The organism is Sphingobium sp., from assembly GCA_023266575.1.
Classification (GTDB): Bacteria; Pseudomonadota; Alphaproteobacteria; order Sphingomonadales; family Sphingomonadaceae; genus Sphingobium.
The window spans coordinates 300,955-327,220 of sequence record JAHFPV010000001.1 but is presented as its reverse complement, the minus strand read 5'-3'; the positions used below and the strand labels follow the sequence as shown (position 1 = coordinate 327,220).

The 26,266-nt window shown below is 63.8% G+C and carries 23 protein-coding genes; 14 read left to right on the top strand and 9 right to left on the bottom strand.

The genetic code is table 11. From position 1 onward, the window contains the following. Positions 1–130: 130 nt before the first annotated feature. On the bottom strand, positions 131–1,618 hold the full coding sequence (locus tag Q0D44_RS01600) for a replicative DNA helicase (RefSeq protein ID WP_294131390.1): 1,488 nt from the start codon (positions 1,616–1,618) through the stop codon (positions 131–133). A gap of 122 nt (positions 1,619–1,740) precedes the next feature. On the opposite strand from Q0D44_RS01600, the gene Q0D44_RS01595 reads away from it, so the two are divergent. From Q0D44_RS01595 to Q0D44_RS01565, 7 genes are all read left to right on the top strand, one after another. Further along, entirely contained in the window at positions 1,741–2,223 is a 483-nt protein-coding gene (locus tag Q0D44_RS01595) for a UPF0262 family protein (RefSeq protein WP_217675067.1), read from the top strand. A 29-nt stretch (positions 2,224–2,252) separates the two neighbouring features. Then, positions 2,253–2,921 carry a GH25 family lysozyme gene (locus tag Q0D44_RS01590; RefSeq protein ID WP_294131383.1) on the top strand — a complete coding sequence of 223 codons (669 nt, stop codon included), beginning with the start codon at positions 2,253–2,255 and terminating at the stop codon, positions 2,919–2,921. Further along, positions 2,918–3,376: a cytidine deaminase gene (locus Q0D44_RS01585; RefSeq protein WP_366008798.1), complete on the top strand. Its 459-nt coding sequence runs from the start codon at positions 2,918–2,920 to the stop codon at positions 3,374–3,376. Before Q0D44_RS01590 ends, Q0D44_RS01585 begins: the two co-directional genes overlap by 4 nt. A 7-nt stretch (positions 3,377–3,383) precedes the next feature. After that, positions 3,384–3,938, top strand: a complete 555-nt coding sequence (gene dcd, locus Q0D44_RS01580) for a dCTP deaminase (RefSeq protein WP_217675064.1) — start codon at positions 3,384–3,386, stop codon at positions 3,936–3,938. A gap of 21 nt (positions 3,939–3,959) precedes the next feature. Beyond that, positions 3,960–4,730, top strand: coding sequence for a metallophosphoesterase (locus tag Q0D44_RS01575; protein ID WP_294131377.1), 771 nt, complete (start codon positions 3,960–3,962; stop codon positions 4,728–4,730). Between the two features lie 177 nt (positions 4,731–4,907). Beyond that, a complete protein-coding gene (locus tag Q0D44_RS01570; RefSeq protein ID WP_294131374.1) occupies positions 4,908–7,694 on the top strand; it encodes a TonB-dependent receptor in 2,787 nt (928 codons plus the stop codon). 2 nt (positions 7,695–7,696) lie between these two features. After that, on the top strand, positions 7,697–10,837 hold the full coding sequence (locus Q0D44_RS01565) for an amidohydrolase family protein (RefSeq protein ID WP_294131371.1): 3,141 nt from the start codon (positions 7,697–7,699) through the stop codon (positions 10,835–10,837). A gap of 65 nt (positions 10,838–10,902) precedes the next feature. Here Q0D44_RS01565 and Q0D44_RS01560 read toward each other — a convergent pair whose 3' ends face one another. Further along, on the bottom strand, positions 10,903–11,592 hold the full coding sequence (locus Q0D44_RS01560; protein WP_294131368.1) for an anti-sigma factor: 690 nt from the start codon (positions 11,590–11,592) through the stop codon (positions 10,903–10,905). Continuing rightward, the gene (locus Q0D44_RS01555; protein ID WP_217675058.1) at positions 11,589–12,077 is read right to left on the bottom strand and encodes a sigma-70 family RNA polymerase sigma factor; all 489 of its coding nucleotides are present in this window, start codon (positions 12,075–12,077) and stop codon (positions 11,589–11,591) included. Before Q0D44_RS01555 ends, Q0D44_RS01560 begins: the two co-directional genes overlap by 4 nt. Positions 12,078–12,166: 89 nt before the next feature. Here Q0D44_RS01555 and Q0D44_RS01550 point away from each other — a divergent pair, with 89 nt between their 5' ends. Further along, a complete protein-coding gene (locus Q0D44_RS01550; protein ID WP_294131364.1) occupies positions 12,167–13,444 on the top strand; it encodes a S8 family serine peptidase in 1,278 nt (425 codons plus the stop codon). A 100-nt stretch (positions 13,445–13,544) separates the two neighbouring features. Further along, positions 13,545–14,162, top strand: a complete 618-nt coding sequence (locus Q0D44_RS01545) for a hypothetical protein (RefSeq protein WP_294131361.1) — start codon at positions 13,545–13,547, stop codon at positions 14,160–14,162. A 126-nt stretch (positions 14,163–14,288) separates the two neighbouring features. Here Q0D44_RS01545 and Q0D44_RS01540 read toward each other — a convergent pair whose 3' ends face one another. The 3 genes from Q0D44_RS01540 to Q0D44_RS01530 all read right to left on the bottom strand — a co-directional run bounded on the left by Q0D44_RS01540 (position 14,289) and on the right by Q0D44_RS01530 (position 17,182). Continuing rightward, a complete protein-coding gene (locus Q0D44_RS01540) occupies positions 14,289–15,236 on the bottom strand; it encodes an alpha/beta hydrolase (protein ID WP_294131359.1) in 948 nt (315 codons plus the stop codon). Positions 15,237–15,372: 136 nt separating this feature from the next. Continuing rightward, a complete protein-coding gene (gene ctrA / locus Q0D44_RS01535; RefSeq protein WP_294131354.1) occupies positions 15,373–16,080 on the bottom strand; it encodes a response regulator transcription factor CtrA in 708 nt (235 codons plus the stop codon). Positions 16,081–16,288: 208 nt separating this feature from the next. After that, complete coding sequence (locus Q0D44_RS01530) at positions 16,289–17,182, bottom strand: LysR family transcriptional regulator (RefSeq protein WP_294131351.1); 894 nt, start codon at positions 17,180–17,182, stop codon at positions 16,289–16,291. Positions 17,183–17,288: 106 nt separating this feature from the next. Here Q0D44_RS01530 and Q0D44_RS01525 point away from each other — a divergent pair, with 106 nt between their 5' ends. Both Q0D44_RS01525 and wrbA read left to right on the top strand, forming a co-directional pair. Beyond that, complete coding sequence (locus Q0D44_RS01525; RefSeq protein ID WP_294131348.1) at positions 17,289–18,008, top strand: pirin family protein; 720 nt, start codon at positions 17,289–17,291, stop codon at positions 18,006–18,008. Between the two features lie 107 nt (positions 18,009–18,115). Beyond that, entirely contained in the window at positions 18,116–18,715 is a 600-nt protein-coding gene (gene wrbA / locus Q0D44_RS01520) for an NAD(P)H:quinone oxidoreductase (protein ID WP_294131346.1), read from the top strand. A 126-nt stretch (positions 18,716–18,841) separates the two neighbouring features. On the opposite strand, the gene Q0D44_RS01515 is transcribed toward wrbA, so the two are convergent. Beyond that, entirely contained in the window at positions 18,842–20,821 is a 1,980-nt protein-coding gene (locus Q0D44_RS01515; protein WP_294131344.1) for an alpha/beta fold hydrolase, read from the bottom strand. Positions 20,822–20,973: 152 nt separating this feature from the next. On the opposite strand from Q0D44_RS01515, the gene Q0D44_RS01510 reads away from it, so the two are divergent. Then, positions 20,974–22,662 (top strand): M28 family peptidase, encoded by a 1,689-nt coding sequence (locus Q0D44_RS01510; protein WP_294131342.1) that lies wholly within the window; start codon positions 20,974–20,976, stop codon positions 22,660–22,662. 98 nt (positions 22,663–22,760) lie between these two features. Here Q0D44_RS01510 and Q0D44_RS01505 read toward each other — a convergent pair whose 3' ends face one another. Beyond that, the gene (locus tag Q0D44_RS01505; RefSeq protein ID WP_294131340.1) at positions 22,761–23,204 is read right to left on the bottom strand and encodes a DUF6265 family protein; all 444 of its coding nucleotides are present in this window, start codon (positions 23,202–23,204) and stop codon (positions 22,761–22,763) included. Between the two features lie 114 nt (positions 23,205–23,318). Between Q0D44_RS01505 and Q0D44_RS01500 the strand changes: the two genes are divergently transcribed. Further along, the gene (locus Q0D44_RS01500; protein ID WP_294131337.1) at positions 23,319–24,305 is read left to right on the top strand and encodes an agmatine deiminase family protein; all 987 of its coding nucleotides are present in this window, start codon (positions 23,319–23,321) and stop codon (positions 24,303–24,305) included. Between the two features lie 2 nt (positions 24,306–24,307). Continuing rightward, entirely contained in the window at positions 24,308–25,156 is an 849-nt protein-coding gene (aguB, locus tag Q0D44_RS01495; protein ID WP_294131334.1) for an N-carbamoylputrescine amidase, read from the top strand. A 132-nt stretch (positions 25,157–25,288) separates the two neighbouring features. On the opposite strand, the gene Q0D44_RS01490 is transcribed toward aguB, so the two are convergent. Next, a complete protein-coding gene (locus Q0D44_RS01490) occupies positions 25,289–26,248 on the bottom strand; it encodes an acyltransferase family protein (RefSeq protein WP_294131330.1) in 960 nt (319 codons plus the stop codon). Between the last annotated feature and the right edge of the window lie 18 nt (positions 26,249–26,266).

Genomic DNA, 26,266 nt, shown 5'->3' with positions numbered 1-26,266 from the left:
ATAATCCTCCCCGGCACGGGGAGGTGGCGGGCGCAGCCCGACGGAGGGGGATGGCGTATCAGCGCTGCGCCAAGCAGCACGCCCCCTCCAGCACTTCGTGGTTCCCCTCCCCGTGCCGGGAAGGAACTTCTTACTCGTAATCCAGATCCTGATAGCTGTCGTCCGCCACGTCGGAGAAGCGCGTGATGCGGGCGTCGAATTTCATGCGGATGCGGCCGGTGGAGCCGTGGCGCTGCTTGGCGACGATCACTTCGGCCAGGCCATAGATGCGGTCCATATTTTCGCGCCAGATGGCGTAAGCCGCTTCATCCTCGACCTTGGGCTCCTTGGCCGCTTCGTAATAATCCTCACGGAACACGAACCAGACCATGTCAGCGTCCTGCTCGATCGAGCCGGATTCGCGCAGGTCCGATAGCTGCGGCCTCTTGTCCTCCCGCTGTTCGACCGCGCGGCTGAGCTGCGACAGCGCCAACACCGGCACATGAAGTTCCTTCGCCAAGGTCTTGAGACCACGGGAAATTTCCGAAATCTCGTTGACGCGATTTTCATTGCCGCGACCCGTCCCTTGCAACAGCTGGAGATAGTCGACGACGATGAAGCCAACATCATGGCGGCGCTTCAAGCGGCGCGCGCGGGTACGCAGCGCGGCGATGGTCAGGCCCGGCGTATCGTCGATGAACAAAGGCAGTTCCTGCAACTCGCGCGCGGCGCGGGACAGGTTCTGGAAATCGGCCCGGCTGATCTTGCCCATGCGCAGCGCTTCACCGCTGATGCCCGATTGTTCGGCCAGCACGCGGGTCGCCAACTGGTCAGCCGACATTTCGAGGCTGAAGAAGGCCGTCTTGGCCCCCATATTCTTTTCCGGCGGAATACCGTCGGCATTGTCGCGCAGCCAGCGGGACGCGGCATTATAGGCGATGTTGGTGGCCAGCGAGGTCTTGCCCATGCCCGGACGGCCCGCCAGAATCATGAGGTCCGAATTGTGCAGACCACCGATCTTGGCATTCAGGCTGTTGATCCCAGTGGTGATACCCGACACATGCCCGCCGCTGTTGAGCGCGCGTTCGGCAACCTGCACGGCGGCGGTCGACGCGGCAAGGAAGCTCTTGACCGACCCGCTTTCGCCCTCCCCTTCGGATACTTTGTAGAGCGCGACTTCGGCTGCCTCTATCTGTTCGCGGGGATTGACATCCTCGCTCGTATCCATTGCATTTTCAACCAGTTCCCTGCCAACACTGACAAGCTGTCGTAGCAAGGCGAGGTCGTAGATCTGCGACGCGAAATCGCGCGCGCCGATCAGCGCCGCGCCATTGCCGGTCAGTTGCGCCAGATAGCCCGCGCCGCCCAATTCCTTGAGCGCCGGGTCCTGATCCAGCATGGGTTTGAGCGTCACCGGATTGGCGACCATGTCGCGGTCCAGCAGCTTCATGATCGCATCATAGATGCGACCGTGCATCGGCTCGAAAAAATGCTCCGCCTTGATCTTGAGCTGCACATCCTCCGCCAGCCGGTTGTCGATCATCAGCGCGCCGAGCAGCGCCGCTTCCGCCTCCACATTGCGAGGGAGTTCAGGCGCGCCGGTTTCGGCGGCGGGATTCATTTTCACCAGTTCGACCATGGCTCTCTATTCCTCCGCCCGCCGTTCCTGTGCAAGGCCCAAGGTCGAAACGACGATGGGTAGCTGTGGATAACTCCCCCTTGCATTTCGCGGCCTGCCGCCGCACTGAGGCTGATCGCAATATGGCCGACCCGCGCATCATAGACATCAAGCTCGACGAGCGGACGATCCTGTGGCGCAATGCCGACGTCGAACAGGAACGGCGCATCGCGATCTTCGACCTGCTGGAGGATAATATGTTCGCGCCGCAGCGCGTTCATGCCGACGGCTATGCCGGCCCATACAAGGTCGTGCTGCGGGTCGAGGACGGGCGGCTGGTGATAGAGATTAACCGCGAGGATGACAGCGCGCTCGAAGCCGTCATTCTGGGACTGGGCCGCTTCCGCCGGCCGATCCGCGAATATTTCGCCATTTGCGACAGCTATTATCAGGCGATCAGCAATGCCTCGCCCGCCCAGATCGAGACGGTCGACATGGCCCGGCGCGGCATCCACAATGATGCAGCAGAAATGCTGCGCGAGCGGCTGGAGGGCAAAATCGCGGTCGATTTCGACACCGCCCGCCGCCTGTTCACGCTGATCTGCGTGTTGCATATCAAGGGGTAAGGACAATCGGACGGCTGACTCTGGGGGGATTGCTGGTCCGCGTCGGGCTGACGCTGGCGCTGATCGCGGCGCTGGCGCTGGCGCTGTTCCTCTATGCCCGCAACTGGGCGCCGGACCGGGGCGACTATCCGGTGCAGGGGCTGAGCGTCAGTTCCGACAATGGCCCGATCGACTGGGGCACGCTGGCGGCGCAGGGGGCGGACTTCGCCTATATCCGCGCGGCCAAGGGTGCCGACTGGCGCGACCCCGCTTTCGCCGCCAACTGGCGCGGGGTACGCACCGCCGGGATGCGTTATGGCGCGATGCTGGAATTCAGCCTGTGCCGCCTCGCCAGCGATCAGGCGACCCGTTTCATGACCACCGTGCCGCGCGATAACGCCGCCCTGCCCCCAGTCATCCGGCTGGCCTTCGACCCGACCTGCACCGCGCGGCCGGGCCGCGACCTGTTGCTGTCGGAGTTGAACACGCTGGTCAATCTGGTCGAAAGCCATGCGGGCAAGACGGTGCTGCTCAACGTGACCGAGGATTTCGACAAGCGTTATGATGTCGGCTCCGGCATCAACCGAACCTTATGGCTGGACGGCAATTTCTTCCCTCCCGATTATGCCACAAGGCGCTGGGTGATGTGGACAGCCAGCGACATGCGGCATATCGACGGGATCGACGGTCCGGTCAGATGGGATGTGGTGGCGCCATGACGCGCGAGGCAGAGATTGCGGAACTGGTGACGGCGGCGCGCGCGGCGATGGCCAATGCCCATGCGCCCTATAGCCGCTTTGCCGTGGGCGCCGCGGTGCGGCTGACCGATGGCAGCATAGTCACCGGCTGCAATTTCGAGAATGCGAGTTACGGCCTGTCTCTCTGCGCAGAAACGGTTGCGCTGGCGACCGTCAATGCGCAGGGGCGCTTCGCCGATGTCGCCGCCATCGCCGTGGTCGGCGGGGCGATGGATGGCGCTGGCGCGGCGATCGTCACCCCCTGCGGCCGCTGCCGCCAGGTCATGAACGAAGCCGAACAGATAGCCGGACGCCCGCTGGCCATCTATTGCGCGACGCCCGACGGCGCGCAGATCGTCGAACATACAGTCGCAGCATTGCTGCCCCATGCCTTTGGTCCCGCCGACCTGGGCATCACTCCTGTCAGGAAGAACTGAACATCCCATGTCGATATTGTCGGATAAGTGGATTCGCGAACAGGCGCTGACCAACGCCATGATCGAGCCGTTCGTGGAGAGCCAGCGGCGCGACAATTGTATCAGCTATGGCCTGTCCTCCTATGGCTATGACGCGCGGGTCGCCGACGAGTTCAAGATTTTCACCAATATCGACAGCACCATCGTCGATCCCAAAAATTTCGACACCAACAGCTTTGTCGATCGCAAGACCGACTGCTGCATCATCCCGCCCAACAGCTTCGCGCTGGCCCGCACGGTCGAATATTTCCGGGTGCCACGCGACGTGCTGGTGATCTGCCTCGGCAAATCGACCTATGCCCGCTGCGGCATCATCGTCAACGTCACCCCGCTGGAGCCGGGCTGGGAGGGGCATGTGACGCTGGAATTTTCCAACACGACGCCCCTGCCCGCCAAAATCTACGCCAATGAAGGCGCGTGCCAGTTCCTGTTCCTGAAAGGGAATGAGCCGTGCGAGGTCAGCTATGCCGACCGGGCGGGGAAATATATGGGGCAACAGGGCGTGACGTTGCCGCGCCTGTGACGACGTGCCAGACTGTGACCCATGAAATGGTTGCGGACATGGCTGGCACGCGGGACGCCGACTGAGGCATCGCCTCCGCCGAGTGTGGGCGACCGCCGCGTCTATGCGATTGGCGATGTGCATGGCCGCGCCAACCTGCTCGACGCCCTGCTGATACTGATCGCGCGCGACGATGCCGAGCGGGGTGCCATGCCCCCGCACATCGTGCTGCTCGGCGACCTGGTCGATCGCGGTCCATCGTCGCGGCAAGTGATCGACCGGGTGATGGCCATGGTCGCGTCGGGCGGCGATGTGCGCTGCCTGAAGGGCAATCATGAGGAAATTTTCGTCCTGGCGGCACGGGGCGAAGTGCGGGCAGTGCCGGTCTTTCGCCGGATGGAGGGCGCCGCCACGCTGGCCAGTTACGGACTGGACCCGATCTTGTTTCATGTCATGACCGATGAAGAAATTGCGACATGGATGCTGAACCATGTGCCGCGCGAGCATGTCGATTTTCTCGACGCCCTGCCCGATCAGGTCGAAATGGACGATTATCTGTTCGTCCATGCCGGGATCAGGCCGGGGGTGCCGATAGAGGCGCAAAACGGCGCGGACCTGCGCTGGATCAGGCGCGAATTTCTGGACCATGGCGGCGCACATCCCAGGATGATCGTGCATGGCCATAGCATCACGGATGATGTCGATCTTCAGCCCAACCGGATCGGCATCGACACCGGCGCCTATTATTCGGGGCGACTGACCGCAATTGGCCTGCAAGGCACGGATCGCTGGTTTCTCCAGACCAACGACTGAGCTGGTCCGCATTAATATTTTTGCATTGCAGCATCACCAAATAGCCTCTGCATCAGTCATAAGCTGTTGAGAAACATTCCATGGTTGCGACCTTGGGAAAAGCATAGCGGATTGCTACCTTTGCTTCGTTTCAAAGGGACAGAGCAGCCCAGATGCTGCCTTCCAGGGGAACAGATCATGCGTGCTATTCATGCGTTAACCGGGCTTTGCCTGGCGTCTTGCCTTGTGCCTTCTTCCCAAGCCTTCGCAGCTGCAAAACAGGATTTGGCGCTGAGCCAGCGTCATAAGTTCGATATTCACGTCCAGCCGCTCAGCAGCGCGCTGCGCCAGCTTTCAACCCAGTCGGGCGTGCGCATCCTGTTTCCCTATGATGAGGTGGCGGCTATCCGCAGCCGCCGGATTCAGGGCTGGCTGTCGACGCAGGACGCGCTGGCGCGGCTGCTGGCGGGTACGGACCTGAAGATGGAACAGGCCGGTGTTGGCGTCATCGCGCTCGCCGCCCCCGCCAACCGCAGCGTCGCACGACGCAGCCCCCTTTCGCTCCAGTTCGCGCAGGCGAGCGTCGCGGGCAGCGCTGCCCCGGCCGCGCTCGCGCCTGCCCCCGAACCGATCGAGGATTCAACGCCGATCATCGTCACCGGCACGCGCGCGACCGCGCGGACAGTGGCCGACAGTCTGGCGCCGATCGACGTGCTGGGTGCCAAGGATCTGGAGGCGAGCGGCAAGCAGTCGGTGCGCGACCTGCTCGGCACGCTGGTGCCGTCGATCAACGTGTCGAACAGCGGCGCGGGCGCAAGTTTCGCGGTCAAGACGCTGTCGCTGCGCGGGCTGGCGGGCGACCAGTTGCTGGTGCTGGTCAACGGCAAGAGGCGGCACAATACCGCCACCCTGTTCATCAACGGCACCACCCAGAACGGCCAGTCGCCGCCGGACCTGGACCTGATCCCCTCCACCGCGATCGAACGGATCGAGGTGCTGCGCGATGGCGCGTCGGCGCAATATGGATCGGACGCGATCGCAGGCGTCGTGAACATCATCCTGAAAAGCGACACAGCGGGCAGCGCGTCGCTGCTGGGCGGCGGCACCGCCGATGGCGGCGGCGAACAGGGCCGGTTTCAGGTCAGCAAGGGCTTTGGCATTGGCGATGGCGGCCATGTCCATGTGACGCTGGACGCCTTCCTTCAGGGGCGTACCTATCGCAGCGCGCTCAATCCGGGGCAATTCTACGCCAAGATTGGGTCGCTCTATCCCGGCCCGGCGGCGGGTGTCGCCGACCCGCGCGAGGCAACCGTCGATCGCAACGTCAACAAGGGCGGCCAGCCGCAGGTGTCGGGGATCAATTTTTCCTATGATGCCGCATTGCCGGTCAGCGAAGCGGTGGAACTCTATCTGTTCGGCACAGCCTCGCGCCGTCATTCGGACGCCTGGCTGACCTATCGTTTCCCCGATGCGCCTAACAACATCCCCGAACTCTTCCCCAATGGCTATAGCCCGCACCTGCATATTTATGACGAGGATTTGCAGGTGTCCGGGGGCTTGCGCGGCGACCTGTCGGACACGCTCCATTATGACCTGTCGAGCAGCTTTTCGCGCAACTGGGTGAAATATCGCGAATCGAGCGTCATCAACGCCTCGCTTGGCCCGGCCAGCCCGACCAACCTCTATATCGGATCGGTGACGGCGAAGGAGTGGACCAGCAATCTCGACCTGCAAAAGACGCTGGAAGTGGGGCTGGCCGAACCACTGCTGATCGCCGTGGGCGCGGAATATCGCTGGAACAGCTATGCGATCGGCGCGGGTGACCCGGAATCCTATATCGACGGGGGCTATCGCTCCACGACCGGTCCCAATGCAGGGGTGTTGCGCACGTCCGGGTCGCAGGGCGTGACCGGCTTCCCGCTCTCTGCCGCGGGCAAATGGAGCCGCAACAACTGGAGCGCCTATATCAACCTGGAACAGAAGATCGTTCAGGGGGTCGAGGTCGCGCTGGCCGGACGGCATGAGGATTATTCCGACTTCGGCACCACCGACACGGGCAAGGCATCGATCCGCATCGCCCCGTTCGAGGGGCTGGCCTTCCGTGGCACTGCCAGCACCGGCTTCCGCGCGCCGACGCTGCAACAACAGCATTATTCGTCAGCCAGCACGATCAATGTCGGCGGCGTGTTGCTGCCGGTGTCGGCGCTGCCCGTAGACTCGCAGGCCGCGATCGCGCTGGGCGCTCAACCGCTAAAGGCGGAAAAATCGACCAACTTCTCCGGCGGTATCGTCATCACCCCGGCCCCGCGCCTAAACATCACGGTCGATGCCTATCAGATCAAGATCAAGGACCGCATCCTTCTGTCCGAAACATTGCAGGGACCGGTCGTGCGGGCCGTGCTGGCGGCAGCGGGGATCACATCGTCGGCGGGCGGCTTCTATTTCTCCAACGCGGCGGACACGCGGACGCGCGGGCTGGATATCGTCAGCAGCTATCGCGCGGACTTGGGTGATCTGGGCAATGCCATGATCAGCCTGTCGGCCAATTTCAACAAGACGATCTTCACCCATATCGACCCGCTTGCCCCGCAATTGGCCGGGGTCGGCGTGCTGATCGGCCGGTCCAAGCAGGGCGATTTCACCAAGGGGATGCCGCGCGACAAGCTGATCGGCAATGTCCTGTGGACCAAGGGGCCAGCCAGCCTGAACCTGCGCGCGACGCGATACGGCACGATCACGCAGGTGCATCCAACCACCGCCGCACTGGATGCAAAGATCGATCCCAAGGTCATCTTCGACCTGGAACTGGGGGTCGAGCTGCGCAAGGGGATCAAATTGTCGGCAGGCGCGAACAATCTGTTCAACACCTATCCCAACAAGCTGCCGGTCGCGCTGCAGGGCAATGGCTTCTCGCTCTACAATCAATATTCGCCCTATGGGACGAGCGGGGGCTTTTACTATGGCCGCCTGAATCTGGAGTTCTGAGCATGACGAGCAGATCGGGCGTCAGCCGTCGCGAGGCGATCGCGGCGGGCGGGATCGGCTTGCTGGCTGCGGGGAGCGCCGGGGCGGTGGGCGATGCCCGCGCCCCGGCAACGGGCAAGGAGACTATGGTGAGCGTCGAGGACGCCACCAATGTCGCGCTCACTTTGTCGCCCGACGGCAGCCGGATCGCCTTCGATCTGCTCGGCATATTATGGACGATGCCAGTCGCGGGCGGGCCGCTCAAACGCCTGACCGGCGATTTTGACGATCTCGCCCAGCCCGACTGGTCGCCCGACGGGACGCGCATCGCCTTCCAATCCTATCGCAGCGGCAATTTCCACATCTGGTCGGTCGCGGCCGATGGCCGCGACATGCGCCAGCATACGGACGGGCTGCTGGACGATCGCGAACCGCGCTGGTCGCCCGATGGCAAACGCATCGCCTTTTCCAGCGACCGGGCCGACGGGCGCTATGCCATCTATCTGCTGGACGTGGCGTCGGGCCGGGTAACGCCGCTGTCAAAAGGCACAACCAATGACAGCGAACCCTGCTGGTCGCCCGATGGCCAGCGCGTCGCCTATGTCGCGGGCGGCACGAAACTGGTCGTGGCCGATGTCATAACAGGCGCGGTGACCGAAATCGCATCGGTGCCGCCCTCCCCCGACCGCTTCAACCCTTCCGCGATCATGGCCCCGGCCTTCGCGCCAGACGGGCGCATCGTCTATACCCGCGTCCAGCCGGGGTCTGTGACGCTGGTGGTGGATGGCAAGGATGTGATCGCGGGAGAGGATCTCTACCCCTTCCGACCCGCCTTCACCGCAGACGGCGCGATCCTCTACGGCTCCGGCGGCAAGCTGCGCCGATGGCAGGATGGCAAGGCGAGCATCGTGCCGTTCACCACGCAGGTGCCGGTCACGACACCCGATTACACCAAGAAGGCGCGAGACTTCACCTCCACCACGCCCAAACCGGTGGTCGGCATCGCCGCGCCCATGCTCTCGCCCGATGGCAACCAGATCGTTTTTGCCGCGCTCAATGATCTGTATCTGATGCCCGTCGGCGGCGCGCCCCGCATCCTCGTCGGCGATGCCTTCCACAAATGCGATCCGGCCTGGTCGCCCGATGGCCGCACCATCGCCTATAGTTGCGACCAGGGCGGCACGCTCGACCTGTGGCTGCATGACGTCAGTACCGGCAAGGAACGGCAGTTGACCAACATCCCCGACAAGGCGGTCGCCTGGGGCAGTTGGTCGCAGGACGGGACGCTGATCGCCTTTCTGGATCAGGAAGGCGCGCTGCATACGGTGGAGGTCGCGACCGGCACTGTGCGCAAACGCTTCGATGCGATCTGGGAACCGGGACGCCCAAGCTTCGGCCCGGATGGTCAAACCATCGCCTATGCCGCGTTCAAGCCGGTGACGGGCCGCTATCGTGAGGGATCAAGCCAGATCTTGTCGGTCGATCTGGCCACGGGCAAAGGCACCTATCGCCCGGTGTTCGATGGCAAGTCGCTCGGCACGCGCGGCCATGACGGGCCGGTCTGGTCGCCCGATGGCAAGTCGATGGCGTTCATATTCGCCAGCACCCTATGGGTCGCCCCGGTCGCGCCGGACGGTCGCTTCACCGGCACGCCGCGCCAGGTCAGCACGGAACTCGCCGACGCGCCAAGCTGGAGCGGTGATTCCCGGTCGCTCCTGTATCTAAGCGGCGGCAAATTGCGATTGGTGCCGGTCACAGGCGGCAAGCCGCAGACCGTGCCATGCCGCCTGACATGGGCCAATGCCAAGCCTTCGGGTCGCACCGTCATCAGGGCTGGCAAGGTCTGGGACGCCCTGTCCCCGACCTACAAAAGCGGCGTGGACGTGGTGATCGACGGCAACGTCATCACCGCGGTCACGCCGCACGGTGGGGGCGCGCCGTCCGATGCCAATGCCCGCTTCATCGACGCGCCAGACCTGACGTTGATGCCGGGCCTGATCGACATGCACACCCATCGGCAGATGGCGGGCTATGGCTATGGCGACCGGATGGGGCGGCTGTGGCTGGCGATGGGCATCACCGCGACCCGATCCCCCGGTTGCCCAGCCTATCATATGGTCGAGGACCGTGAGGCGATCCAGAGCGGCAGGCGCGTCGCCGCGCGCCATTACGCCACTGGCGAGGCGATCGACGGCGGGCGCATCTTCTACAATTTCATGCGCCCTGTGACCGAGCCAGGGCAGATGGCGCTGGAACTGGAGCGAGCGCGGCTGCTCGATTATGACATGGTCAAAACCTATGTCCGCCTGCGCCACGATACGCAAAAGGAGGTAGTCGACGCCTCCCACCGCATGGGGATGCACCTGTCGTCCCATTATCATTATCCCGCGCTCCACAGCGGCATGGACTGCATGGAACATACCGGCGCGACCAACCGCTACGGCTATTCTCGCACGGTCACCGCGCTGGGCGGCGGCTATCATGACGTCAATGACCTGTTCTCGGCGGCGAAGGCCGGACGGACGCCAACCCTGTTCGCCGCCACTGCGCTGCTGGGGCTGGATGACAGCTTCACCCGCGACCCCCGGATCACGACCCTTTATCCATCGTGGGAGTTCGCCAAGCTGACCGGGCGGGTGAAAGCCATGTCGGGCGAAGGCGGGCCGGTGATGCTGGCATCGCTGGAGCGGCAGGTCGCGCAGATCAAGCAGATGCTGGCAGCCGGATGGCACCCCCTGTCCGGCACCGACGCCCCCATAGACCTGACCGCGATCAGCCTGCACCTCAACCTGCGCGGCATGGTGAAATATGGCGTATCCCCGCTCGACGCCCTGATGATGACGACGCGCTGGTCGGGCGAGTTTCTGAACGAACCCATCGGCCGGATCGCGCGCGGAATGCTGGCGGACCTGATTTTGGTCGAGGGCGATCCGTTACAGGACGTCAGCGCAGTCGCTAATGTGCGGCAGGTGTTGGCGAACGGCGTGATCCATACGCCAGACACGCTGATGGCCCCGTTCGTGGGCGTCAGGCCGCAAGCGGACCTGACGCCAGTGCTACCAATGCTGGCCGACGCCCACCAGCATATCTGGTGGCATGATGCGGACTATGTGGAAGCCAGCCGGGCGGCCTGTTGCGCCGGTCATGCAGTGGCGCATGTCTAGGCGCGACGGACTAAATCTTCAGCCGGGGTGTATTTCGGCAAGCTGATGGCGAACGGGTAATGGTTTCAACGCCACCCCTTCCCTCGCGCCGCCGCCTCCGCCGCTGCATCCACCGGCGCACCGTCGATCAGCGCGTCCACCGTCGCCATGACCCGCGCGTCGCTGGAGGACGCCTGCCGATAGGCACGCCCCTGCCCCGCACCCGGCAACGCCTGCTGCACGTACCAGCCATCGCCCTCGCGGCAGGCGACGCCCGCGACCGCGCCGTCGAAGCTGCGGCACCAGCCGCCGCCCTTGCGCTGAAAGGTGAGGCCGATACGGATCGCCGCGTCGCCCTGCGCCGACGCCAACTGGGTGTCGAGCGCCTGCGCCAACGCGCCCTGCGCGACCATGACGCCATCATGCAGGCCGATCGGGCCGCCCTCACTGCCGGTCAGGCGGCCAAGGCTGAGGCCCAGAACGAGACTGGCAGCAATCGCCCCGCCCGTCACCCAACCGCGCCAGCGCTGCGCCGGGCGCACCAGCGGCACGACCCTGGCGCTCTCCTCCACCAGCGCGCGCATCGCCCCCGGCACCGGCTCCTGCGCGATCGGCGCATAATGGCCCGCCAGCCGCTCCCGCAAGCGGCGGTGCATCGCCAGTCGCTCCGCCAGCGCCGGATCATCCGCCACAGCGCGATCGACGCGGCGGCGGGTCACTTCGTCCAATTCGCCATCGACCAGCGCGATCAGCATGGCTTCGTCAATGTCGGTCATGCCGCTTCCCCCATCAGTTCGATTAGCGCCCCGCGCCCGCGAACCAGCCGCGACGTCAGCGTCCCCATCGGCACCCCCAGCACGGCGGCGGCTTCCTTGTAGGACAGCCCCTCCACCAGCACGAGCGCGATAGCCTCGCGTTGTTCGTCGGGCAGCGCCTGCATCGCCCGGTCGACGTCGGTCAGATGGACATGCGCCTCTATATCCCGGTCGCCTGCATGGCCGACATGCTCGCCCGCTTCTGCCGGGGCAAAGGTTTTGGCGGCCCGCTGACGCGCGCGGGCTTCGTCGATCCACAGGTTGCGCATGATCCTATATATCCAGCTGTCGAGGCGGGTGCCGGGCTGCCACTGGTCGCGCGCCTTGAGCGCCCGCTCCAGCGCGGCCTGGCACAGATCGTCGCCATCGGCACGATCGCGCGAGAGGCTGGCGGCAAAGCGCCGCAGCCTGGGCAGGATCGCCAGCAAATCATGCTCGAACGACATCGGGCCTCCAATCACATGTTCCGGGGATGAAACGGGCCTGCCCGGTCGTTTCATCCCACAGCCGAAGAAAAAACGGAAATATTTGTGCGATGGATCATTATGCACCCGAAAGGACCGGTGAGAGCGACATGAGACTGACCCGCCCATGGATGATCGCGGGGCTGATCCTGATCGCACCGGGCGCGCAGGCGCAATTGCTGGGCGGTCCGGTAGGCCAGGTCGTACCCGATTTGCTGGACCAGGTCGGTGGCGTTATTGAAAGCAGCGGGCTGGAGCGCCTATCTCCGGCACGGCTGGCCGATACGTTGATCGCGGCGCGGGCGGCGCGGATCGGCGATCTGCTCCGGCGGCATGGCGATATGGTCGAGCTGGACGACCGGCGTGAGCCGGCACGGCGCGGGGTGATATTGCTGACCGGTGCGGATGCAGCCAGTCTGGATGCGCTGAGGGCCGCGGGATTTGGCGTAGAGAGCGAGGCGGTGGAGGGGCTGGGCCTCAGCATCGCACGGCTGCAAGTGCCACAGGGTCGCAGTCTGGCGCGGGCGCTGAAAGATGTGCGCCGCATCGCCCCGAAGGCGCAGGCCAGCGCCGACAATCTTTATTTCCCCGGTGGGTCAGCCAGCGGCGCGGCGGCGGGAGGACTGGCAAGCAGCGGCACGGTCGGTCGCGGCGCGGCAGGGCTGATCGACGGCGGGGTCGCGCGGCATCCGGCGCTGAGCGGGCCGATCGAACAGCGCGGCTTTGCGCGCGGTGCGCCAAGGGCCAGCGCCCATGGCACGGCGGTAGCCTCGCTGATCAGCGGCACGGGCAGCGTGCGCGGCGCGGCACCGGGCGCGGCTTTGCTGGTCGCTGACGTCTATGGCGACGATCCGGCTGGCGGCGGCGCCTTTGCGATCGTGCGCGCTCTGGGCTGGATGGCGGCGCGCGGGGTGCCGGTCGTCACGGTCAGTCTGGTCGGGCCGGACAATCCGCTGCTGGCAGGCGCGATCCGGCTGGCGCGCGACAAGGGCGTTACCGTGGTCGCCGCCGTCGGCAATGATGGCCCGGCCGCACCCCCCGCCTATCCCGCCTCCTATGCCGGGGTGATTGCTGTCACGGGGATCGACGGGCGCGGGCGGCTGCTACCCGAAGCCGGGCCCGCCGCCCATGTCGATTTTGCCGCGCCGGGGGCGGATATGAACGCGGCGCGAAGCGATGGCGGCAAGGGCGCGGTGCGCGGCACCAGCTTTGCCGCGCCGCTCGTCGCCGGGCGGTTGCTGGCGCGGGGCAGCCTGACCGCGCTGCGGGCCGAAGCAGAAGCGCCAATGGGCAAGGCGCGCGGCTTCGGCCAGGGTATCATCTGCGCCACATGCAGAAATAATGACTGATTTTTAGTCTGTTACGCATTTTTTCCGCCTGCGCGGGATGAAATGCCTGCCTCCTCCCGTTGTCCCTGCATCGCATCGACAATCAACAAGGAGATGAGCGATGAAGAGCAAGTTCATGATCGTGGCGGCCTGTATCGCAACGCTGACCGCAGTTCCCGCTTCGGCCCAATTGCTGGGCGGCAGCGGCGGCGGTGGCGGTCTGCTGGGTGGATCGGTCGGCGGCCTTGGCGGAGCGCTGGGCGGATCGGGCAGCGGTGGTCTTGGCCTCGACCGCAGCATCGACCTGGACAATGGCCGGGTCGGCGCTAGCGGGTCTGGCAATGGCCGCGCCGATGGCAGTGCCAGCGGTTCGCTGACCCGCAGGGACAAGAGCCGCAGCGGCAGCGCTTCGGGTTCGGCCAGCGGATCGGCGGGCGGCAGCCTGGCGGTCGATACGCTCGGCACCAGCGATGCGCGCAATGCCGTCGGCAATGTGCGTGACCGGGCCGATAGCGGCGTCGGCGCAGTACGGGATCGGGCAAGCGGCGCCGTCAGTGCAACGAAGGACCGGGCTGGACAGGCCGCAGGCGCGGTTCGGGATCGGGCTGGATCGGCCGTTGGCAGCGCCACTGGCGCTGTGAACGGCGCAGCATCGATCGACGCCAGCGGCCAGGTTTCTGGGGGTGGACAAGGTGCCGGTTCGACCGGTGCCGCTCCCGAAAGTCAGGCGGAAGATTGACCCCGCAGGGGAAAGGGGGGCGGCGGCCAAGTTCCAAGCCGTCGCATCCCGCCCCGCCGCCTGACCGGGCCGACGATTTAGAAGGCCATCTTGGCCAGACAGGATCGTCGGCCCATTTTTTTTGCGTCAGTCGAGGACAAGCATCCGCGCGATCGCATCGGTCAAATCACGCTGAGCGCGTTGCGCGACCCGCGCGGTCGCCATCATATCGAAGGCGTGGATAGCGCCCGGATAAACATGACATTCCACGGGCACCCCTGCCCCGGCCAGCCGCCGCACAAAATCGAGATCCTCGTCAAGGAACAGGTCAAGCGCACCCACCGCCACATAGGTCGGCGGCAGGCCAGCCAGATCATCCGCCAGAGCGGGCGAGAACCAGCCCTTGCGCGGGTCGTCGGAGCCATAATCGCCACGCAATGCCCCCCAGCCAAACTGGTTGGAGGCGCGTGTCCAGATGAATTCGCCCGTGCTGGCCGATTGCCAACGGCAGTCCGGCCCGCCGGTACGATGGTCGAGCATGGGATAGATCAGTATCTGCCCGGCCAGCGCAATGTCGCCCCGGTCCCGCGCCATCAATGCCAGCGCCGCCGCCAGCCCGCCGCCCGCACTTTCGCCCATCACGACAATGCGCTGGGGATCAACACCCAGCGTATCAGCCTGCGCCACCAGCCAGTCGAGCGCGGCATAACAATCCTCCTGCGGCCCCGGAAAGGCCGTTTCGGGCGCGAGCCGATAATCGACCGAGGCAGCGACGAAGCCCATCGCTTCGGCCATCGGCCCGATCGACCGGCTCGCCATATCGGCCGTGCCCAACACCATCCCGCCGCCATGGATGTGCAATATGGCTGGACGCGGCGGGCGGGCAGGATCGGCATTGAAGATATGCAGCGGCACATCGGGCGCGCCATCGCGGCCCGGAATCAAGCGGATGTCGGGGGACGCCACTGGTCCGGGCACCTCCATCGCCGCCATGCCCTCCCGCATCATCGGCAATATGTCATGGCTCAGATCCAGTTCCGGCAGAAAATCCAGCACGGGCACGATTTCGGGGTCGATCAGATGGCGGGTCGTCATGGCCTCTCCTAAGATATTGTATCCTTATCGAACAATATCTTAGGCCAAGTTCAGTCGAGCCACAACGGAAAAGGCCGACGATCCTTACAGATCATCGGCCTTTCCACCCCCTGGTAAGCGCGTGTGGCGCGAAGCGTCAGGCGACCTTGGCCTGTTCTTCCATCGCCTCTTCCGGGTCGCGCAGCACATAGCCGCGGCCCCAGACGGTTTCGATATAATTGTCGCCGCTGCACGCCAGCGCCAGTTTCTTGCGCAGCTTGCAGATGAACACGTCGATAATCTTGAGTTCCGGCTCGTCCATCCCGCCATAGAGATGGTTGAGGAACATTTCCTTGGTCAGGGTCGTACCCTTGCGGAGCGACAGCAGCTCCAGCATGGCATATTCCTTGCCGGTCAGGTGAACGCGATTGCCGTCCACTTCCACCGTCTTGGCATCCAGATTGACCGCCAGCTTGCCGGTGCGGATGACCGATTGCGAATGGCCCTTGGACCGGCGCACCACGGCATGGATACGGGCGATCAGCTCTTCGCGATGGAAGGGCTTGGTCACATAATCGTCGGCGCCGAAGCCGAAGGAGCGGACCTTGCTATCCATCTCGGCTATGCCCGACAGGATCAGCACCGGGGTCTGCACCTTGGCAGCGCGGAGCTTTTTCAGCACGTCATAGCCGTGCATGTCAGGCAGGTTGAGATCCAGGCAGATGATGTCGTAATCATACAGCTTGCCGAGATCGAGACCTTCCTCGCCCAGGTCGGTCGTATAGACATTGAAACCTTCGGTCGTGAGCATCAGCTCAATCGCCTTGGCGGTGGTCGGTTCATCCTCAATCAGCAGCACGCGCATGTGAAGCCCCTTTGTGTCGCAGGTCCGTTCACCCCACCAGAACGGCGTCCGCATCAATTCATTAACCAAAAAACTTCTGAAGGACAAAGGTTAATTTTTCGCTAACCCGCAGAAATCCACGAGTCGCCCAAAAACGAATCTATTTACAAAGAGTTGAGGCCGAAACGATTCCTTGCGAGTCAAGAAAGATTCACCTGCGAAACGAGCGTCAACAGCCGTGATGCCTAGTGATGAAATCCAGCAGCGCATCGACGCGGGCGGGGCGTAGCCGCGATGGCGGCGTGACGAGGTGGAGGCCAAAGGGCGGCGCGCGCCAGTCGATCAGCAACTCCTCCAGTTCGCCATTGGCCAGCGCTTCGCCGACGATAAAATCGGGCAGTCGGGCAATGCCGACCCCCGCGCGCAACGCAGGAAGCATCGCGTCCCCGCTGTTGACCGTCAGGCGCGATCGGACCTGCACCACCACATTCTGCTGCCCCGGCCCCGTAAAGCGCCACACGTCGGGCGTGGTCACATTGGAATAGCACAGACAGTCATGGCCGCTCAGGTCCGAAGGATGCACTGGCCTTCCCCGTACTGCCAGATAGGCGGGCGACGCGACGAGATGGATATGCACATCGGCCAGGCGCCGCGCCCGCAGCGAACTGTCGGGCATGTCGGCGATACGGATGGTGGCGTCCAGACCCATTTCAATGAGGTCGATATGCGCGTCGGACAGATGCAGGTCGATGTCGACCAGCGGATGCTCCTGGGTAAAGCGGGCAATCAGCGGGGCGATGCGTTGCAGGCCAAAGCTCATCGGCGCGCCCAGCCGCACGACGCCCGACAGATCGGCGGTTTCTTCCCGCGCCGCCTCCTCCGCCGCCTGTCCTTCGGCAAGAATACGATGGGCGTGATCGGCCAGCCTTTTGCCGCTTTCGGTCAGCGCCAGACGGCGGCTGGTGCGGTTGAACAGGCTGGTGTCGAGATGCTCTTCCAGCCGGGTCACGGCCTTGGACACAGTCGCCTTCGACACGCTCAGCGCCTTGGCCGCGTCGGTGAAGCTGCGATGTTCGACCACGGCGGCGAACATCGCCCAGGCCTCAAAATCAGGTAGTCGCATGGGGAAACAATCCGTTTCAATGCTGCGTGTTTCGGAAACGATCCTGATGACTAGATTAGCGGAAAGCAAGCCGGAATGTCCGGTCGATATTCGGAAAGGCAAGGATATGAACACGCACACCGCAAACCGTATCGAGCGCCGCCCCTTCGCGTCGCTGGGCCATGCCGATCATGGCTGGCTGAACGCACGGCACCATTTTTCGTTCGCCGACTATCATGACGAGGACCGCATGAACTGGGGCGCGATCCGGGTGTGGAATGATGATGAGATCGGCCCGCGTTCGGGCTTCCCGCCCCACCCCCATGCCGACATGGAAATCATCACCTATGTCCGCACCGGCGCGATCACGCACAAGGACAGCCTGGGCAATCAGGGCCGCACCGAAGCGGGCGATGTTCAGGTGATGTCGGCCGGCACCGGCATTCGTCACGCGGAATATAATCTGGAGGATGAGACCACCACTTTGTTCCAGATCTGGGTCATCCCGCGCGCACGCGGCGGCAGCCCAAGCTGGGGTGCCAAGCCGTTTCCCAAGGATGATCGGTCGGGCAAGCTGGTTGTGCTGGCCAGCGGCTATGACGAGGACACAGAAGCCCTGCGCATCCGCGCCGATGCCCGCCTGCTCGGCGGAACCATCCGGGCGGGCGACAGCGTAACCTATGACAGCGCGGACGGCCGCCACCTCTATCTCGTGCCCGCCACGGGACGGATCAGCATCGACGGTGAGACGCTCGAGGCACGGGACGGCGCGGCGATCATCGGCGGCGCGCCCATCACCATCACCGCGATCGAGGACACCGAAATCGTCCTGGTCGATAGCATCTGAAGTTACCGGCCCGTCCTTCCCCCCGGACGGGCCGGCCGCCGCCCGCGCACCCTCCCCCTCCCCTTGCGCGGGCGGCACCCTCTTTCCACCCTATAAGGAGACACATCATGGCTAAGGTTCTGGTTCTCTATTATTCCTCCTACGGTCATATCGAAACGATGGCCAAGGCCGTTGCCGAAGGCGTAGCCGCGGCTGGCGCTCAGGTCGATATCAAGCGCGTACCCGAAACCGCGCCGCTCGAAGTCGCCAAGAACGCCCATTTCAAGCTGGATCAGGATGCCCCCGTCGCAACCGTCCCGGAACTGGCGGACTATGACGCAATCGTCATCGGCACCGGCACCCGCTTTGGCCGGATGTCGAGCCAGATGGCCGCCTTCCTCGATCAGGCCGGTGGGCTGTGGGCGCGTGGCGCATTGAACGGCAAGGTCGGCGGTGCCTTCACCTCGACCGCCAGCCAGCATGGCGGGCAGGAAACCACGCTCTTCTCGATCATCACCAACCTGCTGCATTTCGGCATGACCATCGTGGGTCTGGACTATGGTTTCCAGGGCCAGATGGGCGTGGACAAGGTGCGCGGCGGATCGCCCTATGGCGCGACCACGCTGGCCGATGGCGATGGCAGCCGCCAGCCGTCGGAAGAGGAACTGGACGGCGCCCGCTATCAGGGCCGCCGCATCGCCGAAACCGCGATCAAGCTGCACGGCTGACGGTTATCGACTGATCACATCGTCTAGCGATTGCAGCTGCCGAGCCTCCGGGTCGTACCAAAGGTTAAGGCAAGCGGCAGGAGGCTGGCGCGCCGGGACTGTGCGCCAGCCTCCTTTTTTACGTGGCTACTTCCCCGCCGCGAGCAGGAAGTCGGCACTCTGCTGCAACATATCGGCGCGGGCATCGCTGTCGTTCAGGCTGTGGGTCAGCCCATCATAAATGACGAGTTGGCTACGCTTGCCTGCGCCTTCCAGCTTGCCTTGCATGATCTTTGCCTGGCTGATGTCGACATTGCCATCGTCAGTGCCATGGAACATCAGGACGGGTGCGCGAAACTCTGCGGCATGGTTGGCGGGGGAAGCCTGTTCGGCCAGCTTGCCGCTGCCCAAATAATCCTGTTGCAGGAAGAAATCGCCCCAGAAGCGCCGGCGGCGCGACATGTCGCCAAGGTCCGTCACCGGCGCGACCGCGACCACCGCCTTGAAAAGCGCAGGGTCGATCGCCTGCGCCTGCAAAGCCGCGTAGCCGCCGTAGGACCAGCCGAAGATGGTCAGCTTCGCGGGATCCGCGATCCCTTGGGCGACGAGCCAACGCCCGGAATCCACGACGTCGCCAATGGCCGTACGCCATGATTTGAAGCCGTTGCTGAGAATCCAGGACTCACCAAAACCATAGGAACCGCGGAACTGCGGTTGAATGACCGCGAAACCGCGCGCGGCGAAATATTGGACCATCCAGTCGAAGCCCCATTCGTCGCGCGACTCCGGGCCACCATGCGGCATGACGATCGCGTGCAATCCCTTGGCACTCTCCTTGCCCGGCGGCAGGGTCAGATAGGCCGGGATCATCGTGCCATCGCCAGCCTTGTAGCTGATGGTCTTCATGACGGCGAGAGTCCGCCCAGCCAATTCGGGCCGATCCGGCATGACCGGCGACAATTTTCGAGCGGCGCGATCGAACAGATAATATTGCCCAGGATCGACGTCGCTCCCGGCCCACAGGAGCACACGGTTGCCATCTTTGCTCATGTCGCTGATGTGGGCAGTCTTGCCGCCCAGCGCCTTGCCGAGCGAGGCCACCAGCGATTTGATCTTGTCGTCGAAATAGACGGTTTCGTTATATTCGTCGGAATAGCTGACACCCACGACGCGCCGATCTCGCCCGACCCTGACTAATCCGTCCACGTCGACGCGAGGGTGCGAGAACAGCACCGTTTTCTCAAGACTGCCGTCGAGTGCCATCGTCACAACCGCGTTGCGACCGTTCGTCCGTTCAAAACCGTAGGCGATATTCTTGTCTGCATCGACGGCAAGCGGGTAGAAACCGCTTCTATCTCGCGTGTCATAGACTGACAGGTCGCTCCACCCCGATCTGCCAATCGGCCGGTAGAGAAATTTGTAGGTTCCTTTCGCGTATCCCGACCCTTTATTCTCCTGAATCCCCATGACGCGAATGGCACCATGTCCATCGGAGATATAGGCGACAGCCAAGGTCTGCGGCTGTTCGATCCGCTTGCTGGAACCGCTGCGCGTGTCGATCCGGTCGACACCCAGCCCATCCAGCTTCTTTTCGACCAGACTGCCGATCTTGGCCTCAGGCACGTAAGATCGGGTCATCAATATCTGCCCGTCTTCCGCCGGCAACAGGTCGACGATGGTGCCGCCACGAAAATCCACGTTCAAGGCATTCGCACCGCGCCTCTGGCTTAGCAGCTTGGCATTGCCGCCGCTCGCATCCACGGCGAACATGTTGCTGGCACCATAGACATCATCATTATAACGCTGTTCGCCATAAATCTGACATGCCAACCGGTCGGTCCCGACCCAATCGCAGCGGCTGAGATAATTAGGCTTGCCGTCGGTATTCGCAATGACGACCGGCTCCGCACCCTCTTTCGCGTCCAGGACATAGGCGCGCGTCGTGCGCCCCGGCCCGGCGGCGATCAGCGCGATCTTCTGCCCATCTGCCGACAGGCTGCCGTCGATCACCGTCTCCCGCGCGCCAAAGGCCTTGGCAAGGTCATCAGGCTGGGTCTGGGCGAGTGCGCCCTGCGCGGTTCCAGCCGCCAGTAGCGCCGTTATCATTGCCTTATCGAAACGGATCATGCCCCGCCTTGCCCCCAAATTCTTCCTGTTGGTTCAGGGGCTAAGCGAAGCCGTAGAATGGCGCAATCCCCTTGCTTGCCCTTGCCCTCGCACAATGGCATCACGGGACATCACAATCGTATAACAATGATTTTTTTGAGGGATATGCCCTGATGCGAACGTCTTTGCTGGCCCTTGCGGCCACCCTGGCCCTGCCACTCACCGCCTGCACCAGCGACGGTGCCGATGCGCCGCCTGCGTCGGCATCCGCCAAGGCTCCGGCTGCGGTCGAGCCGTCGATCGACACGATGAAGCGGCTGGTGAAGGAATTGTCGTCGGACGGCTATGAAGGCCGCGCGCCCGGTTCTGCGGGCGAGGAAAAGACGCTGGCGCTGCTCGCCGCCGAGTTCGGCAAGCTGGGCCTGAAACCAGGCAACAAGGGCAGCTGGTTTCAGGATGTGCCGCTGGTCGAGATCAACGCGAAGAATGTGTCACCGCTCAGCTTCACCGGAGGGAAGAGCGCGGTCAGCGCCACCTATGGCCCGAAAATGGTCGTCGGCGCCTATCGCACCACCCAGCCGAAAATTGCGGTCAAGGACAGCCCGGTGGTGTTCGTCGGCTATGGCATCAACGCGCCTGAAAAGGGGTGGAACGATTATGCCGGGGTCGATGTGAAGGGCAAGACGGTCATCATCCTGGTCAATGATCCCGATTATGAAACGCCGGGGCTGACCGGGCCGTTCAATGGCCGGGCGATGACCTATTATGGCCGCTGGACCTATAAATATGAGGAAGCCGCGCGGCAGGGCGCAGCCGCCGCGATCATCGTGCATGACACGGTGCCGGCCGCCTATGGCTGGAATGTCGTGCAGTCGAGCTGGACCGGGGCGCAGCATGTCGCCGACAGCGCGGACGGTAATGCGGGCCTTTCCGCCGCGATCGGCTGGATACAGAAGGACAAGGCAGCGGCCCTGTTCGCCAGCGCCGGGCTGGACCTGACCGCCCAGATGGCGGCGGCGAAAAAGCCGGGGTTCAAGGCGGTGCCGCTGGGCGCGGTCAAGGCGTCGGTGTCGTTCGACAATGAGCTGCGCAAACATATGTCGAAAAATGTCGTGGCATTGCTGCCCGGCAGGACGCGACCGGACGAGTATGTCCTCTACAGCGCCCATTGGGACCATCTGGGCCGCTGCCAGGCCGCACCCGATGGCGACGACATCTGCAACGGCGCAGTCGACAATGCGACCGGCACCGCGGCGCTGGTGGCGCTGGCGCAGGCCAATGTGAAGGCCGGGCCGACCGACCGCAGCCAGGTGTTTCTGGCAGTGACGGCGGAGGAATCCGGACTGCTGGGTTCAGCCTATTATGGCAGCAATCCGGTGTTCCCGTTCAGCCAGACCGTGGGCGGCGTAAATATGGACGCACTCTCGGTCGCGGGTCTTGCCAAGAATGTCGTGGTGATCGGCAAGGGCAAATCGCAACTCGACGCCTATCTCGACCGGGCGCTGGGCGCGCAGGGCCGCGTCGCGACTTTGGAGCCGACCCCGGAGAAGGGCTATTATTACCGCTCGGATCATTTCAGCTTCGCCAAGCATGGCCTGCCGATGCTTTATTTCGAGGGTGGCGAGGATCTGGTCAATGGCGGCACGGCAGCAGGCATGGCCGCGGCGGAAGATTATACCAAGAACCGCTATCATGGACCCAAGGATGAATATGATCCCAATTGGGACTGGACCGGGGTGCTGGCCGACCTGAAGCTTTACTATAGCGTGGGCCGCGACCTGGCGACCGGCAGCGACTGGCCCAACTGGGTCGAAGGCGACGAATTCCGGGGCATCCGCGACAAGGATCGGGCGGGGAAATAAGGGCTGCCCGGTGCTCCCGCGCAGGCGGGAGCCCAGTTCCAAGGTCTCAAATGGGCTCCCGCCTGCGCGGGAGCACGTCGCTCATTTGGCAGGACAGTTTACTCCCCCATCGGCGCATAGGACCAGCTTTGCTTTTCGCTGCCGTCGATCTTCGAGATTTCGGCCTTGAGCAGCTTGCCGTCGCGCCAGTAGCGGATGCGCTGGGGATAATCATGGGTGGCGTCCGCAAACACGATCTCCGTCGCGCTCTGCGATTCGATGGCGAAACGTGCGGCGCGCGCGCCCTTGGGCGACGCATAAAAGGCGATGCTGCCGTCGGGGTCGATCTGGATGCGGGTCTGTTCCCAGAATTCCAGCGTCTCCCCCTTCCCCGTGCGCGCCGCGCCCAGCAATATACCGCCGCGCGGGCCGGACCAATACTCCTCCGACCAGCTCTCACCGTTGCGTTCGACCCATGCCCCCGCAATCCAGCCGGGCAGCTCGTCCGCTTGCGCCGTCAAAGGCGTCATCGCCAGCATGAGGCTCATGATTAGTGCGCGCATGATCCGCTCTCCCCCTGTCCAGACCGGACGCGCCACGCTATGGAGCGCCCCGACCCATAATATCACGCCCCATAATATCACGCATCGCCGCGACTGCCGAGTGAGGACAGACAGATGACATTCCGTATGCCTGCCGAATGGGCGCCGCACGACTGGACCTGGATCGGCTTTCCGACCAACCCTGCCGAATGGCCCGGCGCGTTCGAGGAAGCGCGAGCGCAAATCGCCGCCTTTGCCAGCGCACTTCATGCCGGGGGCAAGGGCGAACATGTCCGGCTCGTTGTCGCCAATGCCGCCGATGCGGACGCGGCGCGGGCCTTGGTTGCGCCAGGCGTCGCGATCGTCGAACAGAGATTAGGCGACGTCTGGCTGCGCGACACCGCGCCGATCGCGGTGCTGGATGGCAATGCGCGGGCGCTGGTCGATTTCGACTTCAACGGCTGGGGCGGCAAATATCAGATGCCGGGCGACGAGGATATAGGCGCACGGCTGGCGGCGACCACCGGCCTGCCGACATCGACGCAACATTGGATATTCGAGGGCGGCGCGGTCGATACCGATGGCACCGGCCTGTTCGTGACGACCGAACAATGCCTACTGAACCCCAATCGCAATCCTGATCTGGATCGCGGCAAGATAGAGACGTTGCTGGCCGGGAGCCTTGGCCTTTCCGACATGCTCTGGCTGGGCGACGGGTTGCTGAACGATCATACCGATGGCCATGTCGACAATCTGGCGCGCTTCGTGGGCGAAGGCCTGCTGGCCCTGCCGATCGCCACGACCGATGATGATCCCAACGTGGCGATCTACGCCGATGCACGGGCGCGCGCCAAAGCGCATGGCGTGACAGTGGTGGACATCCCTTCGCCGGGGCTGGTGATAGTGGATGGGGAGGCTATTCCGGCCAGCTATATGAATTTCTATATCGGCAACGCGGCCGTCATCGTGCCGATCTATGGCCGGCCCAATGATCAGGCGGCACTCGATACGCTTACCCCTTTCTTTCCGGGACGGGATATTGTCGGCCTGCGCAGCGATGCCATATTGTCGGGCGGCGGCAGCTTCCACTGTTGCAGCCAGCAAATGCCTTCGGTGGGATGACCATGACCAAAGTAACCGTTGCCGCGCTACAACTCGCCTTCACCGACGACATGGCCGAGAATATCGCCCGTGTCGCGACCCATGTGACCAAGGCCGCCGCGCGCGGGGCGAAGATCATCCTGCCGCCCGAATTGTTCGAGGGGCCCTATTTCTGCCGGGTCGAGGATGAGGCTTTGTTCGCGCGGGCGCAGCCGGTGGACGAGCATCCCGCCGTGCAGGAAATGCGCAAGCTGGCCAAGGATCTGGGCGTCTACATCCCGACCAGCTTTTTTGAGCGCGACGGGCAACATCATTATAATTCGCTGGCGATGATTGACGATCAGGGCGAGATTATGGGCGTCTATCGCAAGAGCCATATTCCCGACGGGCCGGGCTACGAGGAAAAATATTATTTTCGCCCCGGCAATACGGGCTTCAAGGTATGGCCGACCAGATATGGCACGATCGGCGTCGGCATCTGCTGGGACCAATGGTATCCCGAATGCGCGCGGGTGATGGCGCTGATGGGCGCGGAAATGCTGTTCTACCCGACCGCGATCGGCTCCGAACCCTATGATGCGGACCTCGACACCAGCCGAATGTGGCGGCGGGCGATGATCGGCCATGCCGTGTCCAACTGTATGCCGGTGATCGCCGCCAACCGCATCGGCGAGGAGGATGGCCAGTCCTTCTACGGCCACAGCTTCATCAGCGATCAGTGGGGCGATTTCGCGGCCGAAGCCGACGCAAAGGATCTGGGCGCGCTGGTCGCGACGCTCGATCTGGCGCAGGCGCGCACCCACCGCGCAGGCATGGGCTTCTTCCGCGACCGGCGACCCGACCTTTACGGGCGGATCACGCAGGACATCTGAACGAGACTGACGGCGATTTTAGGCTGAAGCACCAACATCCGTTCGTTTCGAGCGAAGTCGAGAAACTGTAACGCAGCGCCAGCGTTTCTCGACTTCGCTCGAAACGAACGGATGCGGGGCAATATGCCTCAACTACAGCAGAATGCGCTTTGCCGGTGGACAGGCGCCGATGAGCCGCCACAACAGATATGGCACGATCAGCGCAATCGCCAGTAACCACGTCTTGCCCATATAGGGCGAGAGATAGTGGATGAAGGCCACATGCAGATACATGATCACCAGCGACGCGCGCCCAAGCGACGCCAGCGGTGCGGCATAGGGCGCGATGCGGCGGGCGATGGCGACGATCAGCAGCGATGTCGCGATCGCCGACCCGATCGACAAGAACGGCCAGCCATAATCGGCGACCTTCATGTTGAGCGTCGGGAACCAACCTGCCAGGCCCGCCAACGACAGCAGCGCTAGCAGCCCGAACATGGCGTTGCGCCAGCCGACCCGCGCCCACGCCGCACCTGTCCAGAGCAACACGAACGCCATCGGCACGGCGAGCAACCCCAGCGGCGACGCCTGCGTCATCCAGCCCAGCGCATAAGCCGCGCCCGTGACAGGAACCAGCAACAGCACCCAGCCCCGGTCGAACGGATCGGGCCAACGGCACAGCGCGATATTGAACAGGATGCGCGCGACCATCAGGCAGGGGACGAACCAGAAAATCGTATAAGGCCCGCGCAGCCAGAAGCCGCCCAGCAGGATGGGCAGCAGATCGCCCGGCCATTGGTGAAAAATCGGCCGCCCGCCCTTCATGGGCTCGATCATCTGATCCGCGACGATCAGCAGCGTCAGGAAGATGGCATAGGGCCGCATCTGGCTCGCCAACTGGCGCAGGGTGAAACGCACGACCGGCTGCGGCCGCGACAGCATTCCCGACAATATGAAAAACAGCGGCATGTGAAAGCTGTAGAGCGCATCGCGCACCGGCCCGCGCGTCCACACATGGCCGATCACGACGGCAAGGATGCCGATACCGCGCGCGACATCGACCCAATCGAGCCGGTCGCCCGCTTCCTTATCGATCGCCCCCCTATGCTCCATCGCCTCCACGCCCTATAG